The organism is Bacillus sp. FSL M8-0277 (assembly GCF_037975305.1).
Lineage (GTDB): Bacteria > Bacillota > Bacilli > Bacillales > Bacillaceae > Bacillus > Bacillus pumilus.
In genome coordinates this window covers 1,093,053-1,108,119 of sequence record NZ_CP150255.1, presented here as the reverse complement: position 1 = coordinate 1,108,119, position 15,067 = coordinate 1,093,053, and the positions used below count along the sequence as shown (strand labels likewise).

Annotated in this window: 17 protein-coding genes; 5 read left to right on the top strand and 12 right to left on the bottom strand. The window is 41.5% G+C overall.

The annotated features are described in order from the left end of the window. Nucleotides 1–82: 82 nt before the first annotated feature. Genes MKZ05_RS05365 through MKZ05_RS05355 form a run of 3 tightly spaced genes read right to left on the bottom strand, consistent with a single transcriptional unit; the run spans nucleotide 83 to nucleotide 1,804 of the window. Nucleotides 83–493: a DoxX family protein gene (locus MKZ05_RS05365; RefSeq protein ID WP_106029930.1), complete on the bottom strand. Its 411-nt coding sequence runs from the start codon at nucleotides 491–493 to the stop codon at nucleotides 83–85. Between the two features lie 56 nt (nucleotides 494–549). Beyond that, a complete protein-coding gene (locus tag MKZ05_RS05360) occupies nucleotides 550–1,389 on the bottom strand; it encodes a M56 family metallopeptidase (RefSeq protein WP_050945367.1) in 840 nt (279 codons plus the stop codon). Further along, nucleotides 1,382–1,804, bottom strand: a complete 423-nt coding sequence (locus tag MKZ05_RS05355) for a BlaI/MecI/CopY family transcriptional regulator (protein WP_003210872.1) — start codon at nucleotides 1,802–1,804, stop codon at nucleotides 1,382–1,384. The genes MKZ05_RS05360 and MKZ05_RS05355 overlap by 8 nt, the downstream gene beginning before the upstream one ends. Before the next feature lie 266 nt (nucleotides 1,805–2,070). On the opposite strand from MKZ05_RS05355, the gene MKZ05_RS05350 reads away from it, so the two are divergent. Then, nucleotides 2,071–3,216 (top strand): AbrB family transcriptional regulator, encoded by a 1,146-nt coding sequence (locus tag MKZ05_RS05350; protein ID WP_339162362.1) that lies wholly within the window; start codon nucleotides 2,071–2,073, stop codon nucleotides 3,214–3,216. A 34-nt stretch (nucleotides 3,217–3,250) separates the two neighbouring features. On the opposite strand, the gene lepB is transcribed toward MKZ05_RS05350, so the two are convergent. Both lepB and MKZ05_RS05340 read right to left on the bottom strand, forming a co-directional pair. Continuing rightward, complete coding sequence (gene lepB / locus MKZ05_RS05345) at nucleotides 3,251–3,763, bottom strand: signal peptidase I (protein ID WP_041815362.1); 513 nt, start codon at nucleotides 3,761–3,763, stop codon at nucleotides 3,251–3,253. Further along, complete coding sequence (locus MKZ05_RS05340) at nucleotides 3,763–4,380, bottom strand: TVP38/TMEM64 family protein (RefSeq protein ID WP_080772985.1); 618 nt, start codon at nucleotides 4,378–4,380, stop codon at nucleotides 3,763–3,765. The genes lepB and MKZ05_RS05340 overlap by 1 nt, the downstream gene beginning before the upstream one ends. 150 nt (nucleotides 4,381–4,530) lie before the next feature. On the opposite strand from MKZ05_RS05340, the gene MKZ05_RS05335 reads away from it, so the two are divergent. After that, nucleotides 4,531–4,893 carry a hypothetical protein gene (locus MKZ05_RS05335; protein WP_003210969.1) on the top strand — a complete coding sequence of 121 codons (363 nt, stop codon included), beginning with the start codon at nucleotides 4,531–4,533 and terminating at the stop codon, nucleotides 4,891–4,893. A gap of 68 nt (nucleotides 4,894–4,961) precedes the next feature. Here MKZ05_RS05335 and MKZ05_RS05330 read toward each other — a convergent pair whose 3' ends face one another. From MKZ05_RS05330 to MKZ05_RS05320, 3 genes are all read right to left on the bottom strand, one after another. Continuing rightward, nucleotides 4,962–5,918 carry an LCP family protein gene (locus tag MKZ05_RS05330; protein WP_003212446.1) on the bottom strand — a complete coding sequence of 319 codons (957 nt, stop codon included), beginning with the start codon at nucleotides 5,916–5,918 and terminating at the stop codon, nucleotides 4,962–4,964. 257 nt (nucleotides 5,919–6,175) lie between these two features. After that, nucleotides 6,176–6,451, bottom strand: coding sequence for a barstar family protein (locus tag MKZ05_RS05325; protein WP_226804975.1), 276 nt, complete (start codon nucleotides 6,449–6,451; stop codon nucleotides 6,176–6,178). 64 nt (nucleotides 6,452–6,515) lie between these two features. Further along, a complete protein-coding gene (locus MKZ05_RS05320; protein WP_339161688.1) occupies nucleotides 6,516–7,685 on the bottom strand; it encodes an MFS transporter in 1,170 nt (389 codons plus the stop codon). Nucleotides 7,686–7,829: 144 nt separating this feature from the next. Here MKZ05_RS05320 and MKZ05_RS05315 point away from each other — a divergent pair, with 144 nt between their 5' ends. Further along, entirely contained in the window at nucleotides 7,830–9,269 is a 1,440-nt protein-coding gene (locus MKZ05_RS05315; protein ID WP_339161685.1) for a PLP-dependent aminotransferase family protein, read from the top strand. Nucleotides 9,270–9,299: 30 nt separating this feature from the next. Here MKZ05_RS05315 and MKZ05_RS05310 read toward each other — a convergent pair whose 3' ends face one another. The 3 genes from MKZ05_RS05310 to MKZ05_RS05300 all read right to left on the bottom strand — a co-directional run bounded on the left by MKZ05_RS05310 (nucleotide 9,300) and on the right by MKZ05_RS05300 (nucleotide 11,941). Next, the gene (locus tag MKZ05_RS05310) at nucleotides 9,300–9,782 is read right to left on the bottom strand and encodes a hypothetical protein (RefSeq protein ID WP_212046102.1); all 483 of its coding nucleotides are present in this window, start codon (nucleotides 9,780–9,782) and stop codon (nucleotides 9,300–9,302) included. Nucleotides 9,783–10,097: 315 nt separating this feature from the next. Continuing rightward, complete coding sequence (locus tag MKZ05_RS05305; RefSeq protein ID WP_226804969.1) at nucleotides 10,098–11,204, bottom strand: D-TA family PLP-dependent enzyme; 1,107 nt, start codon at nucleotides 11,202–11,204, stop codon at nucleotides 10,098–10,100. A gap of 158 nt (nucleotides 11,205–11,362) precedes the next feature. Next, nucleotides 11,363–11,941 (bottom strand): competence protein ComK, encoded by a 579-nt coding sequence (locus tag MKZ05_RS05300; RefSeq protein WP_003212419.1) that lies wholly within the window; start codon nucleotides 11,939–11,941, stop codon nucleotides 11,363–11,365. A 288-nt stretch (nucleotides 11,942–12,229) separates the two neighbouring features. Between MKZ05_RS05300 and MKZ05_RS05295 the strand changes: the two genes are divergently transcribed. Beyond that, on the top strand, nucleotides 12,230–12,460 hold the full coding sequence (locus tag MKZ05_RS05295; RefSeq protein ID WP_003210924.1) for an IDEAL domain-containing protein: 231 nt from the start codon (nucleotides 12,230–12,232) through the stop codon (nucleotides 12,458–12,460). A 63-nt stretch (nucleotides 12,461–12,523) separates the two neighbouring features. On the opposite strand, the gene MKZ05_RS05290 is transcribed toward MKZ05_RS05295, so the two are convergent. Then, complete coding sequence (locus tag MKZ05_RS05290; protein ID WP_268458948.1) at nucleotides 12,524–13,384, bottom strand: SDR family oxidoreductase; 861 nt, start codon at nucleotides 13,382–13,384, stop codon at nucleotides 12,524–12,526. A gap of 145 nt (nucleotides 13,385–13,529) precedes the next feature. Between MKZ05_RS05290 and MKZ05_RS05285 the strand changes: the two genes are divergently transcribed. After that, a complete protein-coding gene (locus MKZ05_RS05285; protein ID WP_339161681.1) occupies nucleotides 13,530–15,062 on the top strand; it encodes an FAD-dependent oxidoreductase in 1,533 nt (510 codons plus the stop codon). The last annotated feature ends 5 nt before the right edge of the window (nucleotides 15,063–15,067 follow it).

The following is a 15,067-nucleotide window of genomic DNA, read 5'->3' as shown; positions in this document are numbered from 1 at the left end:
ATTTTCAAACGAGAAAATGAGATTTTGACCATTAAAAAAACTCCTCTGCCCAAAATAGCAGAAGGAGTTTTTTTATGATCTTTTAATGAAATTTTGCTTCATTGCTTTGCTGCTGATGCTTGAGTATCCCATCAATTGACAACAGCTTACTGCCGCTAAGAGTCAAATAAAGCGCCATGACGAGCAGCGAAAGTTCAAATTCATAGCCACCAACAAATCCTCTAGAAAAACCAACAGTGATAATCGCTACTGCCATAATTGGTACGAATAATGCTGCGAAAATACGTGTTCCTAGACCTAAAATCAAGGCAATACCACCGACTAGCTCAATTGTCTTCACAATATAGGCCATAAATTCAGGTACACCGATTTGTCCAAAGAATGCTGCTGTGCCTCCCAGCCCTCCTTGATATGCCTGAAGCCCATGTAAAAAGAAAATAATACCTAAAATAACGCGTACAAAAAGTGTTCCTATTTCTTGATTTGTTTTCATATAGTGATTTCCTCCTGTTTTTACACTACACAATGTAATGTTAATAAGTAAAAAAATTAGTAATTAAGGTTGAGCATAATCATTAAGACCACCATCAGAATGGCTGATGTGACGATTGGAATCATTGGTACATTAAAAGGAATATTGTAAGTTGGATTTAAGATTTTTTGTATTCTTAAATTCAATGCCCGATCCCCAAAGGACACCGCAAACTTTGTTTGTTTTTGAAACTGGGTTCTCTTTTTAATCAGCTTCAAAAGGGCCTGCCCTACTCCAAGCTCAGTACCTGTCTTCTGAATGGCATAGTCATCTGCAATCACTTCACGAAAAACAGAGTAGCTTTGTCTCATATGCTTTAACACTGGAATGTACCAAATGACTTTTGTGAGCATTGAGAACATGAAAGCCTTTAAAGGATCATAGCTGTATTTGTGATGCAATTCGTGATGAACTACAGCGTCAATCTCTTCTTCATCCAGCATGTCCATGAGAGCTGTTGATAAATAAACCTTTGGGTGAAGCATCCCCATTGCAAAAGCAAGCGGTTCATGACAATGAAACACGATGATGTCATTAGCATATTTCTCAGATAAAGATTCGGTCGACTGGTGATCGACTGCAAGCATCAGATTTTGCTTGAATTGAATGTACTTTTTGATTTGTTTCGTCATATAAAAAATCGCAAAACCCAATGTGTAGAGGACTAAGGCATCCAGAAAGTATTTTAAAGGAGTGAATCCATAGAATTCGAGCACAGACTGGCATACATGGATCAGGTTATATGCTTGATTCCAGCCAAAAAAGCTTGAAAGCACGTAATACCCCATCTGATAAAAAATGGCTAAACCAATCAATATACCGCCTGAAAACAGCAGACTCGACTTCATTTTATTCATTTTGCTGCTCCTCTTTTTTAGATGCTAGCCGTGCTTCTAGTACTTTGAGTAATTCAGGATCAGCACTTTCAATCGCATCCACCATATGATTCACTGCCAGTGGACCGAAATCATCCATCAATCCTTGTGTAATCCATTTTGTTTGCTCATTTAGAAATTCTTCTTTTGTTAAAATAGGATTATAAATAGATGAGCGCCCTTTTGTTTTTTTCTCCACAATTCCTTTTTCGGTTAAGCGGTTCAGCACAGTCATCACGGTGTTGAAATTAATCGGCTTCTCATCTGACAGCTTTTGCTGGACCTCTTTAATCGGCATATCCTCACCTTCATAAAGGATCTCCATAATTCTTCCCTCTAAAGGACCAAAAAAACGATTCAATCCCTTTTCATTATATTTAAAAGAAGGAATTTTCATGTTATCACCTCACACTAAGCATTGTAGTGTAATTGAAAATGATAGTCAACTGATAACATAAATAGGGGAAAATCGTTGTATATAGACTTTGTTTTTAGTAAAAATGATATCTTTCTTTATAAAAATGTACTAATCATTTAGTGATAAGATAATCTTATGAAAATAGTGAAAAAATTCGCATTTTATTTATAGAGACTTTTGTATTATAGTGAAGTTAACAACATTTCACTTACTGAACAAACATATAGGAAGAAGGTTTACATGTGATGAAACAAGGAAACAGCCTTCGAACCGATCTCATTCTCATTGCGATAGGCGGTTTAGGTGGATTTCTTTTGTCTTTAACAGGTATGTCCATTGGCTGGATGGTAGGTACATTAATCACCGCAGCTTTTATTGCGATGCGCCGCCCCACCCTGTTTCAGCGTAAAGGAACTAGCACCTTACGTATTCACAGCAGATGGCTGCTCCTTGGTCAATTCATTCTCGGAATCGAACTCGGACAGAAAATGAATATGAAGGTCCTTCACATTTTCGCTGAAAATTGGCTCCCTGTGAGTTTCATGCTCGTCTTTTCTATTCTACTGGCGATGCTCTCAGGCTTTGTCTTATGGAAGCTGAGCAAAACAGATATGCTGACAAGCTTTGTGGGAACTGCCCCCGGCGGTTTATCCGCTATGCCGGGCATTGCCCAAGAGGTGGGAGCCAATACAGCTGTTGTGAGTCTTGTGCAAACGATACGTGTATTAATGGTTGTACTCACTATCCCATTTACAGTGTTTTATTTAAATACAAAAAACCAAGCGGATGTGGCTGTAGTTACGCAAGGGAGCGCTTTTTCTTCGGGTGTTTTCACCCTTTCAAACATCTCTTGGACCGCTGCGCTTATTTTAGGTGCCTGGCTCATGTCACGCCTAGCAGTTCGTCTTCATTTCCCAGCTCCTTGGCTGATCGGCAGCATGCTAGGCGTCGCAGCTCTTCAAGTTGGTGCGGGTGCACTCATAGGTTATGATTTGATTCCTTATTGGCCGGCACAAGCGAACATTGCGTCTCAAGTATTTCTAGGTGCAACCATCGGTTCAAAAATGAATAAAGAAATGTTTGTCGGGCTAAAAAACACTCTCATTGTGGCTGTCGTCAGCTCAGCTGGGCTAATTGCTGCGACTGTCCTCAGCTCTATTGCCATCGCTGAGATCACAGGTATTTCTGTCATTACAGCCATTCTTGCTTTTTCGCCTGGCGGTATTGCAGAGATGGCAACAACTGCGGTCACACTGCATGAGGATTCTACCTTTGTTGTGGCTGTACAAGTCGTCAGAATTATTCTCGTCATTGCAATGCTGCCACCGTTTTTCCGCTTCTTACATCACGTATGGGCAAAAAGGCAGCCTGATTATAAAGCCGCAAAATAAAAAGAGACGCTTTGCATGTGCAGAGCGCCTTTTTTTATTCGCTGGTATTTCTTTTAACACCGACAACTTGATCCTTTGAAATGGTGCCAAAATGCCGGCTGTCGAAGCTATGTATTCGGTTATCTCCGACCACAAAGTAATGATTGTTTTTGATTTTATCGTCTCCTGTGATGGCTTTCAGCTGAAAATCCCCTGTCAGAACGTTCCCCATTTTATGTTGTTTCTGCTCTTTTAAATAAGGTTCCTTCTTTTTTTCACCATCGACAAATAACTGATCATCTTCATACTTGATCGTTTCTCCTGGGAGTCCAATGACTCGCTTGATCAAGATTTGATTTTTAGGGCCGTGAAATAACACATAATCAAACCGGCTAATTTTCGTGAGTTTTGGCGAGAACTTATTGATTAATAATTCTGTTCCATCTGTAAAAGTTGGGTCCATACTAACCCCTTCTACTTTGTACGTGACAAACATGAAATTCTTGACTTGGAACAATAAGACGATGCCTGTAATAATCATCAACCATAGCAATGGCTTCTTTTTCATTAAGAGCCTCCTTTGTCCTCACGTTTGCTCATTCGAATGTTTAACCTATTTTCTACTCTCTTTCCAACATACCATAATAACGCAATAACTAGAACCGCAAAAACACTTCTTAACGGATTCTTAACTAAAGCAGAAAGATCATAACCAATAAAACTAATGATAAAAAGCATGACACACTTACCAGATAAAGTAGCTAATGAGAATTGCCAAAAGCTAATTCTTGATAAACCCGCTACAACATTGACGGCAGCAGAGGGCGTGAAAGGAAAGCAAAGTAAAATAAATAATGGACCAAACCCCCGCTTCTCCACCCAAAGCATCAATTTTTTAATGGAAGGATGCCTGCTGATAAAGTTGAGCATTCTCATCTGTCCAAATTTTCTGATCAGTAAAAAGACAAGAATAGACCCTGCACTTGCGCCAATCCAGGTCAATAAAAATCCTTCCCAAAGGCCGAATGCATTTGCATTCGCTACAGCAAACGCAACGAGTGGTAAAAACGGAAGAAATGCTTCTATTAAAGGGAGCAATATGGCCACAATCGGTCCAAAGGCCTTGTAGCTCTCAAAAAATGATGTGATATTTTCGTGAGTAAATAGGGAAAGAAATGATGTCAACTTGTTTGACTCCTTCAAGGTTTGTCTACTTTTCATTTTACATGGAAAACATAAAAATATACAAATGAATCCCCCCCTTGAGATTATTTGACTCATTCGGTATAATAAATAAGAACGTGTGTTCTATCAAGAAAGAAAGCAGGCTTGGACATGACGAGACTATCAAGAATACAACTTCAGATGATGGAACAGGCCATCTTTCTTCCAATGGTCGTCTCCATCCTCAATCGTGATTTGACTCACTTAAAACAACATCAAACATTCAAACTAAATGAACCATACATTCAGCTTGTGACCTCCGCCTTAAAGGAAGCACAGAAAGCACTTTATGAACTAAAGCAGCATTTACGTAAAGAAAAAATGAAGGTACAGCAAATTGAACACGATGAAGGATTTACAACGTATCTATTTATCATGGATGGCTATGAAGAAAAACATAAATACTTTAATCCACGTATACGTCACCGGGTAGAGGAATTGCTGACACGGTATTTTCTTCATCAAGCGAATTGAATTTGCTTCATTGTCGCGCTTCCCCATTCAAAGCAAAAAGCCTGCCACAGCGGCAGGCTAATGCTTCTTTATGATAATTCAAGCTGTTCTCTCAGCTCTGTTCTCACTTCTTCTAATCCAGCGCCATCTAACTCAAAGTAATACACATTCCCAGGCTGATAATCATGGCCCTTTAGCTGAATGGTATCTACTGATGTCAATGAGCTCAATAACGGGAAAAGACCGATAAACTGCTTCATGGACAGATTGGTTGAAACATTGTCACCAAGTGTATCAATGATGTTGTCATAGGATGGGATCGAAGAAATGGATTTAGATTTTTCAAAGATGGCTTGAAGTGCTTCCATTTGGCGCTTCCCGCGCATAAGGTCACTGTCTGCCTTTCTTGTTCTCACAAAGGCTAATGCTTCTTCACCATTTAACGTATGTGTTCCTGTTTGCACATGAACTTTTCCTTTTGAATCCTTTTCCATTTGTTTTGCGATACCTTCATCTTCAATCGTTACGTCAATTCCGTTTAGCTCATCTACAATGTCTTGAAACGCCTTAAAGTTCCCTGAAATCACATAGTCTACAGGAATGTTCAGCAGGTTTTCGACCGTTTTGACTGACAAATCTGCACTCCCAAACGCATGGGCGTGGGCGATTTTATCATATCCTCTTCCCGGAATATCTACATAAGAATCACGAGGAATACTGAGGAGCTTGATGGTTTTCTCTGTTCGGTTCACAGCCGCCAGTAAGACCGCATCACTTCTTGCTTCGTCTACCGTTTCACCTGGACGGCTGTCAATTCCAAGCAGCAGGACCGAGAAGCTGTCCTTTCCTGGATCAAAAGCTTTCACACGCTTTTGCGAGGTGTCTCCTCTTTCTAATGACACTTGCGCCTTATTCGACGCTTTTGAAATTTTATAGTAGGCATATCCTGTCACGGATATTGCCATCACCATGACAAATGCCATGATAAACAGCACGACTTTCACCCAAGGTCTCAGCCTTCTTTTTGATCTTGTTTTCTCCTTCATCCTTTCCGAACCCTCACTCTATCTTAGTCTATCAATGTAGGTTCCACTATAACATATTTCAATGAAAGTTTCCTGCACGCAACATATTTTTATGAATCCACAATGAAAAACTTTTAAAACTCAGATAACTCAATCTTTTAATCTGCCGGTAGTGTTCTTTTTAAATGATTCCGCATAGTTAGCATTGTCTACATCCATATCATCGCAGGAGAAAATTCAGAAAAAAGCAGCCTCTAATGTCGGCTGCTTTTTCACCATTATTGAAAACTCACTTGAAATTGTCCCTTCAATTCCTCTTCTGCTTCTTGAAATAACTGCTTTACGCTTTCTGCATACTCGCCAAGAGCATCCTTGCTCGTGTCAAAATTCACCCATGTCAGCTCTACTGGCAGATTTACTTCTCCTGTCAAACAGTCCCATAGAGCATCAAGATTTTCCCCGTAATAGTCAGGAAGGTGTAAAACTTTTTTTAGTTGGTCATGAAGCTCTTCTTGCGACCTGCACGACGCGCCGTCCAGCTGCACTTTTTTCATGTCATCTTCCCCTCTCATGCCTTTATTTTAAACGAATGGAAGGCAAAAGAGAAAGCAAGACTCCTCACTTTTGTTTCTGTCTGACACTTGACATCAAAAGGATGAGACAAGCTGCCAAAACGACCAAGAAAAAGACGGTTAACACCACCTGAGTTCCGAACAGATCAGCGAAGAGCCCGACAAAAACACTTGGAAGACCCAGACCTAAATAGGCAAACAAATAAAACCCGGCAACGGCTCTAGCTGCCTCCTTTTTTCCCCGCTCGACAATAAGCTGAAGACCGCCTAAATAAGTAAATCCATAGCAGGCAGTACCCGCAAGCATCGTTCCGGCAAGCACAAGAATGATTGACCCACCATTTGCTCCAAATAGCAAGAGACCGTATCCACATGGAAGACAGATAAATCCGGCAAGGAGCGCTGCTGTGCTATTCATTTTGCGAACAAAAGGCTGCATCAGGACACCTGACATATTAATCAAAAACAGTGCCGGCCCTACCCATAATTCATATCCATTCAATTTAAGCTGTGCTGGCAAAACCGAAATCACAAGGCCACACACTGACCACGCGACAGCAATCGCTGCATTCGCTGGCATTGTTCCTTTTGGAAATGTTGGCATGTTCATCATCGGTTTATCTGCATCTCCTTGTACAGGCGGAACGAAAAAGAAGACACCCACGATCGTTAGGATTAAAAAGCCCATCACAATCCAATAACTAAGCGGCGCAAGCGTCACATACTGAAAAGAAAGAAGTGCCGTAAAAAGAGCACCGCCCCCAAAGCCAACCGAACTGCATAACGCAATAAAAGTTGGAATCCAGCTTGATTTTTCTGGATATAAAGCAATCAAATAAGCAGTGCATGTGCCAACACTTAGGCCAAGCCCCACCCCTTGCAGCAGCCGCGCCAAAAAGAGCATCTGAATGGTAGGATGTACGATCATCAATAAGGTAGCACATAATGAAAAACTAAGTGCGACCAATAAAACCGGTTTGCGTCCAGCCCGGTCAGATATCCCGCCAAGAAAAAGTAAAACTGGAATCAGTCCGAAGACATATGCAGCAAATACAAGGGCTGTCGCCGCCTTTCCGTACCCTGCTTGTTCGGCATACAACGTATAAAGGGGCACCTGCAGATTCACTGCGGTTGTAATCATAAAAAGACCAAATAAAACGAATATAAATGGAATGATGGATAGGTGTGCGGTTTCTTCTTTAGCTGCAGGGATCATTTCACTCTCTCCTCTAGTCATAAGCATATGAGAACAGTGTACACACCTTTTGGCTTACTTCCTATATCCAAAAACGATGCTATTGACCACTCCATATTCCCGTGTCATCATCATGTTATATGTGACAATGAGAGAAGGTGTCCGATGTATATTTATTTAAACCGCTCAAGTACTACCCCGCTCTGGCAGCAAATCGTGACTGGGATCATTCAACAAATTCATTCCCAAAAACTGAACCCCGATGATCAGTTAACACCGACACGCGTATTAGCACAGGAGCTCAATGTATCAAGATCAACTATACAGCTTGCTTATGATGAACTGCTGGCAAGAGGATATGTCAGCACATCTAGAAGAGGCGGTACGAAGGTCATTTCGAGTGATCACTATGCGGCCTCCACTCCCCATCAAGGTGAGCCGCCTTTTCCTCTTCCGGTAAGACCACACTTTCAAGAGGCGGAGAAACAAATGAACCACTGGCTGTCGGCCAATCAATTTCATGTGAAGCTTGATATTGATTTTCGTCATCAGGAACCAGCCATCGATGAACATTTCCAAAACATATGGAAACGCTCGCTCACAAAAGCATTACAGCGATTAGAGATGAAAGATTGGGGCTATTCCTCCCCGCATGGTTTATGGGAAGTACGTTCAGAAATACGCCAATACTTATCAGTAGAACGCGGCATCGATGTAGAAGAGGATCAAATCGTGTTAACAGGAGGCACGCAGCAAGCCATTGATTTGATTTCACAGGTATTGCTTAAAAAAGGCGATACAGTAGCTGTTGAAGATCCAGGCTTTCCTGGAGCAAGGCTTTCCTTTATGCATCGTGAAATGAACATTTATCCCGCGCCCGTCGATGAAGAAGGGATCATGGTGAATACATTACCACGAAAAACAAAGCTGATTGCGGTGACGCCCTCCCATCAGCGTCCAACCGGTGTATGTATGAGTGTGAGCAGAAGGCAGCAGCTGCTAAAATTTGCCGTCAGTCATCAGTCTTATATACTAGAGGATGATTTTGATGGAGATTATCGTTATCATGGCGGACCGCTTCCTTCCTTATTTTCAGAAGCACCCGACCATGTGATTTATATCTTAAGCTTCTCCAAAGTGCTGGCACCAGGCATCCGCCTTGCTGCCATTATCGGCTCCAAAGCGGTCATAAAAGAGATCGCTTCCTTGCAATCACTCATTCAAAGACAGCTGCCCATTATGGAACAGATCACACTCGCCTCTTTTTTCAGAGAAGGAGAATTTACGCGATATGTCAGGCGAATGAGACAGCTATATAAAAAAAGACAGGCTGCCATGATGGATGCCCTTTTAACACAACAATTTGACAAGCACTTTCATATTTATGGAACAGATACGGGTCTTCATGTCTTTTTGGAAGGAGCGCCAAACTTTGACGAAAAAGGCAGTATTGAGGCAGCAAAAGCAGCAGGTATTGGCATTTATCCATTAAGTCCTTATTGTTTTGAGAGCAATCGAAAGGGATTACTGCTAGGCTTTGCTTGTACGGACGAAAACATGATTCAAGAAGGTGTGCGCCGCTTAAAGCAAATACTTTATATGTAAAAAAGCCTGGAAGTCCGCCTTCCAAGCTTTTTACGTTGATTGCTGAATGCGGCCGACTTCTTCAATAAATGCAGCTGCCCTCTGCAATCCATCTTGGAGATGATGAGTAGCGGAAATAAACAGCTTTTCTTGATCTGGGCGCTTTAATAGCTGCTCCACCTGACCAATTCCTTTTTCAAATGAATGAAGACCTGTCTTTAATTGTTCATCTGCCTTTTGATAAGCGGTTGGAATTTCTTGATGAGCAAGCCCCTTTTGAATCACACGATCAAAGGCTTTCGTCGCCTTTTTCAATTTTTTATTTACTTGGATCTTTCCCTGTCCATCTGAAATAAATTGGTCGGTCATGTTTTCATAAGCTTCATTTAACTCATCCATATAACGCTGAACCCATTGTTCATACGCCGCTTCTTTTGTGTCTTGTTTTGAAGGCGATTGACCTGCTTGCTGACAGGCTGCTAGTAAGGTCACTGTCAAGGTGAATAGCAGCAGCAATTGCGATTGTTTTTTCATACAGAGCCTCCATTTCTTATTCCCATTCGTTCATATCGGTCAAAATAGGAGGATCCTTTACCACATACGAACACTTTGCAAGAAATGATTTCTTTTATTGTAACAGACGGCTCGTGTCACTTCTGTGATTTATGAATAATTGCTTGAAAATACGTCTAAGGATCCACATTTCTCTGTCATTTGGTGGACAGTCTACCGATACACACTCAATAGACGACTGGATATATGGATTTGGTTTCAACAAATTCATGTGCATGGTGGATGTTGTCGTGTCATCATAATGATGCCCCAACGAAGTCGCCTTGTCCTGTTGATTTATTGAAGTTTACCTTTACAAGCAATGTCAAGCTCTTCGACTACTTCACCATCTTGGATGAGATAGGCTTTTTCATGAAGATTGACAGCGGGACAAATATGATTTGGAATGATTTGCACCTTCTCACCGATCTGGACAGTCTGACGGAAGCCTTCGTGATAAATGATGGCATGCTCATCAAATACACTGGAAACAAATACATCATCAAAGTCTTTTACCTTGCCTAGTCCCTTTGTTTTCGTCAGCCCTTTTGTACGGGTTTGAGCCGTGAGCCCTTTGGCTCCAACATCTGTAATGACACGAGTATTTGTTGGCTTACTAATGACTGTCGTCAGGACGGCTGCTGCACAATGTGAAAAAGTGCCGATCACATTGGACTGAGAGGCATCCATGAAGATGTATGTGCCTGGGCGGATTTCGGTCACTCCCTTTGGAATATCAAATTGAAATAAGAACGGTGGTGTTGATCCTATGCTCACTACCTCTAGCAGCATGCCTGATTCTTTTGCAATCTGTGCAAATTGAAGCGTTCGATTCACAGCGTCTTCATATAATGTCTGACAATGCGCTTTACTTTCCGCCTTGTATGTATGACCATCATGAGAAAAAATCCCTTTTAAATGAACGAACTCACATGTTTTTATCGCCTGCAAGATTTGACGGAAATCACTCTCTTCAATGACACCAGACCTCTCTTCTCCAACCTCTATCTCAATTAAAACCTCCGCTTTTTTCTCTGCTCCACGAAAGACATCTTCAATTTGATGCACATGCTCTACACAATCTATTCCAAATGAAATGTGTATCGACTCTGCCAGCTTTCGAATTCTCTTCAGCTTTGTCTCACCTACAATTTGATTGGCGATAAAGATATCTGTTAGCCCATGCGCCGCCATCACTTCTGCTTCCCCTACTTTCGCTACAGTTAAGCCAGATGCGCCCATCTCCTCCTGCACCTTCGCAAGACCAGGTGTTTTATGTGTTTTCGTATGAGGACGCAGTTTGACTTGCTGACGGTCCGCATATTGCTGCATAGCAGCTAGATTCTCCATCATCACCTGTTTATCAATTAATAGCGCCGGTGTATCTAGTTCATCATAAGTCATCATCATATCCCCTTTTCTGTCGCTCATTATATAAAATTTTATACGCTGTACTTAAATTATATAATTTGTTATATAATTTTCAATGTTTTTTTCTTCGAGAAAGTAAGACGATATGCTAAACATAAGGAGTCCAGCGGCTGGGCTGCCGCTGGTTTTAGTTAATATCTGTTCCGAAGCTCCCTTAATATAAAATCGTATACAAGGTTGAGCTGTTGTTCCTTTGGATACAGCATAAATTCTTGTTTTTTAGGAAGACCACCATCAAGGCGATCTTGAAATTTCGTTCGGAGATACGCTGTTCTGTGCACCTGACTCTCAAATGACTTATATGAGACATCGAGTTTGACGGTTTGCTCATTTGTAAAGATGACCACCGTGTCTCCGAGGGATGATTCCTGGAAGGTATGAATGTATTTGTGGGAGATCCAGCCGCACTGAGGACGGTTGGATGAATAGGTTGGGAAGAAATACAGATGATTGGATGAGTCAATCACAATGGGAGGCTTGTGAGAAATACCTGTTACTTCATATGTTCCCGCTTTTCTGCCTGCATAGCTTGAGCCGAAGAATCGGCAGCTGCGTTCAATAATTTGCAGAGGTTTTAATTCAACGTAAAAGCTTGTCTCTCTTTCTATGACTTTTGAATATACTCTTTTTCCTTCTTCAACCGGAAGGATCGCCATTGTTGTTTGATTAATGACGTATGAATCTAAAGGTGTTTCACTAATTCCTGACACTTCATTTCCTCCTGTGTTAATTTTTGGTTATTTTAGATACTATTAATCTATCACCAACATATAAGAAACGACAGGATTTTTTCAAAATTTATTAAAAATCATTTTTTTATCGTATTATTTAGTCCATTCGATCTATCGAAAAGCCTTTTTTAAGATATATCACATCGTGTCGATTGGACAAGAGGTGTCGATTTCGCTCAAAAATAAATTATCTAAAAATTATAAATTCTTGTTGATTTTTTCTTCGCCAATCCATATACTATAAAAAAGGCATCGGGGGGATTCTTTATGAAAGAGAAAAAAACGTATGCTGAGCTCATGAAGTCCCGCAACACCCAAAAAACCGAAGAAAACGGCGTGACGATTTTAGACATCTATATTCAAATGGTTTTAGATGAGGCGCTTTATAAACAACGCTTAACCTTCCTTAGAGAAGAGATTGATAAGGCACTGGATCAGCGTGATGAAAAACGATTCAACGACCTGTCAGCTCAATATGCAGAACACTGCTTACATTAATCATGATGATTTTACTTGCGGCAAAGAGGGCAGCAACTCGTCTCTTTACCGCAAGTTTTTTGTTTATCCATTTAAAATGGTTCCGCCATTGACATGCAGGATTTGTCCATTTATATAAGAGGAGTCTTCGCTCGCTAAAAATAAATAGCTCGGCGCAAGCTCTACTGGCTCACCAGGACGCTCCATTGGAACATCTCCGCCAAATTCAGAGACTTCCTTTTCCGTAAAGGTCGATGGAATGAGGGGTGTCCAAATGGGTCCCGGAGCTACCCCGTTTACTCTAATCCCTTGCTTAATGAGCGATAAAGATAATGATCTCGTAAATGTCACGACTGCCCCTTTTGTAGATGAATAGTCGATCAAGGTTTCATGCCCTTTATAGGCTGTGACAGATGTGGTATTAATGATACTGCTTCCTTTTTTCAAATGAGGAAGTACCGCTTTTGTTAAGTAAAACATGGCAAAAATATTCGTTTGAAATGTTCGAAGAAGCTGATGTGAGGTAATCTGTTCAATGCTTTTTTGCGGATGCTGTTCCCCGGCATTGTTCACCAAAATATCTATGGAACCGAAAGCATCCTTCGTTTTTTTGACGACCTCATTTGAAAACGCCTCATCTCCTAAATCACCTGCAATTAAAATGACGCGACCTCCCGCCTTTTCAATATAGTCCTTCGTTTCCTCTGCATCGCGGTGCTCACTCAAGTAAACAATGGCGACATTGGCGCCTTCCTTCGCAAATAAGACCGAGACTGCTCTTCCGATCCCGCTGTCTCCACCTGTCACAATGGCTGTTTTCCCTGCTAATTTTTTATCCGGCATCTCTCGATCAAAAACAGGCCTTGGATTCATTTTGTATTCAAGACCTGGACGCTCACTTTGATGCTGAGGCGGCAATGTTTTCTTCGGCTGCTTTGTTGACACGTCTGACCACTCCTTCCTTTTATCTTGTTTATTTTTATGTGTTGGCTATTTTTTTATGTATGCCAGACTAGTTTCCTTTCAAATGTATGATTTTCTTCATTGTGGAAAAATTATACACAACAAGTGACTAACTGGAGGCGACAGTATGGAGCAAGAACATAAAGGATTGGAACAGGCAAAATCGTTATGGATAGCGGATAGTCAAAAGCATTCTTTTCCTACAGTAGATGAGGATCTCACAGCAGATGTCATCATTGTAGGCGGTGGTATTACCGGTATCGCTACCGCGTTTGAAATGACAGAACGCGGGCTGGATGTCATCATCATTGATGCTGATCAACTGCTGCAAGGTACGACCGGACATACGACAGCTAAGATTACCTCACAGCACGATGTTTATTACCATGAGCTGATCCAGCAAATTGGTATGCCCAAAGCCCGTTTGTATGTAGAAGCAAATGAGAAAGCAAAAGAGCTAATTCAAGCTCGCGTCCAAAAGTACGACATCGATTGTCAGCTAGAAGTCAAAGATGCGTACCTTTATACAAAGGAAGAAAGCGGTGTAAAAAAATTAAAAAAGGAATTAGATGCCTACAAACAGCTTGGGATTGATCGGGGATGGAAAACAGCGCTTCCTTTTGATGCTGACATCAAGGCTGCCCTAGCAATGACGCAGCAGGCACAGTTCCATCCCCTTCATTATCTCAATGCACTCATTGACCAGCTCCTAGAGCGTGGTGTACGTATTTATGAACAGACAACTGCTGTTGACGTAAAAGAAGGAAACCGCCCTGCTGTCGTCACAAAAGACGACCATCACCTGACAGGACGCTATATCATATCCTGTTCGCACTTTCCTTTTTATGATGGAAAGGGACTTTATTTCACGCGCATTCACCCAGAGCAATCTTATGTGGTAGCAGCCAAAACAACGAAGCCGCTCCCAGATGGAATGTACTTAGGGATCGACCAGCCTGCTCATTCTTTAAGAACGACAGAATGGCATGGTGAGGAAGTCGTTCTCATCGGAGGAGAAGGTCATAAAACTGGACAAGGCGGGGATGAATCTGTTCACTATGAAGGACTAGAAAGGTTTGGAGACGCTACCCTTGGAATTGAAGAGGTGCTGTATCGCTGGTCGACACACGATATGGTCACAATGGATCAAATCCCTTACATTGGCCGCCTAACCAAGCACCATCAAAATATCTTCGTTGCGACCGGTTTTAGAAAATGGGGCATGACGACAAGCCACGCGGCAGCTACTCTTATCGGTGATTTGATTGAAGGAAAATCGAATCCATACGAATCCATTTTTACGCCATCAAGACCTGTTTCTGATTCTTTCGTCAAAGATTTCGTTAAAGAAAACAGCAATGTCGCTGCCAAGCTGATCAGTGGTAAATTAAAACGAACCGATCAAACCATTGATGATTTAAAGCCAGGTGAAGGCGGCATTGTATCGTATGAGCATAAAAAATGCGGCGCCTTTAAATCAGAGGATGGGAATATCTTTCTTGTGGATACAACGTGTACTCACCTAGGCTGTGAAGTCGCTTGGAATAATAGCGACCGCACTTGGGATTGCCCGTGTCACGGTTCACGTTTCTCCATTACTGGAGAGGTAGTAGAAGGCCCAGCAAAGAAACCACTAAAAAGGTCTTATAAAGAACAGTAAAATTT

Coding starts and splice junctions, on each gene's coding strand:
- MKZ05_RS05365 (WP_106029930.1), bottom strand. CDS start 493: ATGAAAACAAATCAAGAAATAGGAACACTTTTTGTACGCGTTATTTTA.
- MKZ05_RS05360 (WP_050945367.1), bottom strand. CDS start 1,389: ATGAATAAAATGAAGTCGAGTCTGCTGTTTTCAGGCGGTATATTGATT.
- MKZ05_RS05355 (WP_003210872.1), bottom strand. CDS start 1,804: ATGAAAATTCCTTCTTTTAAATATAATGAAAAGGGATTGAATCGTTTT.
- MKZ05_RS05350 (WP_339162362.1), top strand. CDS start 2,071: ATGAAACAAGGAAACAGCCTTCGAACCGATCTCATTCTCATTGCGATA.
- lepB (WP_041815362.1), bottom strand. CDS start 3,763: ATGAAAAAGAAGCCATTGCTATGGTTGATGATTATTACAGGCATCGTC.
- MKZ05_RS05335 (WP_003210969.1), top strand. CDS start 4,531: ATGACGAGACTATCAAGAATACAACTTCAGATGATGGAACAGGCCATC.
- MKZ05_RS05330 (WP_003212446.1), bottom strand. CDS start 5,918: ATGAAGGAGAAAACAAGATCAAAAAGAAGGCTGAGACCTTGGGTGAAA.
- MKZ05_RS05325 (WP_226804975.1), bottom strand. CDS start 6,451: ATGAAAAAAGTGCAGCTGGACGGCGCGTCGTGCAGGTCGCAAGAAGAG.
- MKZ05_RS05320 (WP_339161688.1), bottom strand. CDS start 7,685: ATGATCCCTGCAGCTAAAGAAGAAACCGCACACCTATCCATCATTCCA.
- MKZ05_RS05315 (WP_339161685.1), top strand. CDS start 7,830: ATGTATATTTATTTAAACCGCTCAAGTACTACCCCGCTCTGGCAGCAA.
- MKZ05_RS05310 (WP_212046102.1), bottom strand. CDS start 9,782: ATGAAAAAACAATCGCAATTGCTGCTGCTATTCACCTTGACAGTGACC.
- MKZ05_RS05305 (WP_226804969.1), bottom strand. CDS start 11,204: ATGACTTATGATGAACTAGATACACCGGCGCTATTAATTGATAAACAG.
- MKZ05_RS05295 (WP_003210924.1), top strand. CDS start 12,230: ATGAAAGAGAAAAAAACGTATGCTGAGCTCATGAAGTCCCGCAACACC.
- MKZ05_RS05285 (WP_339161681.1), top strand. CDS start 13,530: ATGGAGCAAGAACATAAAGGATTGGAACAGGCAAAATCGTTATGGATA.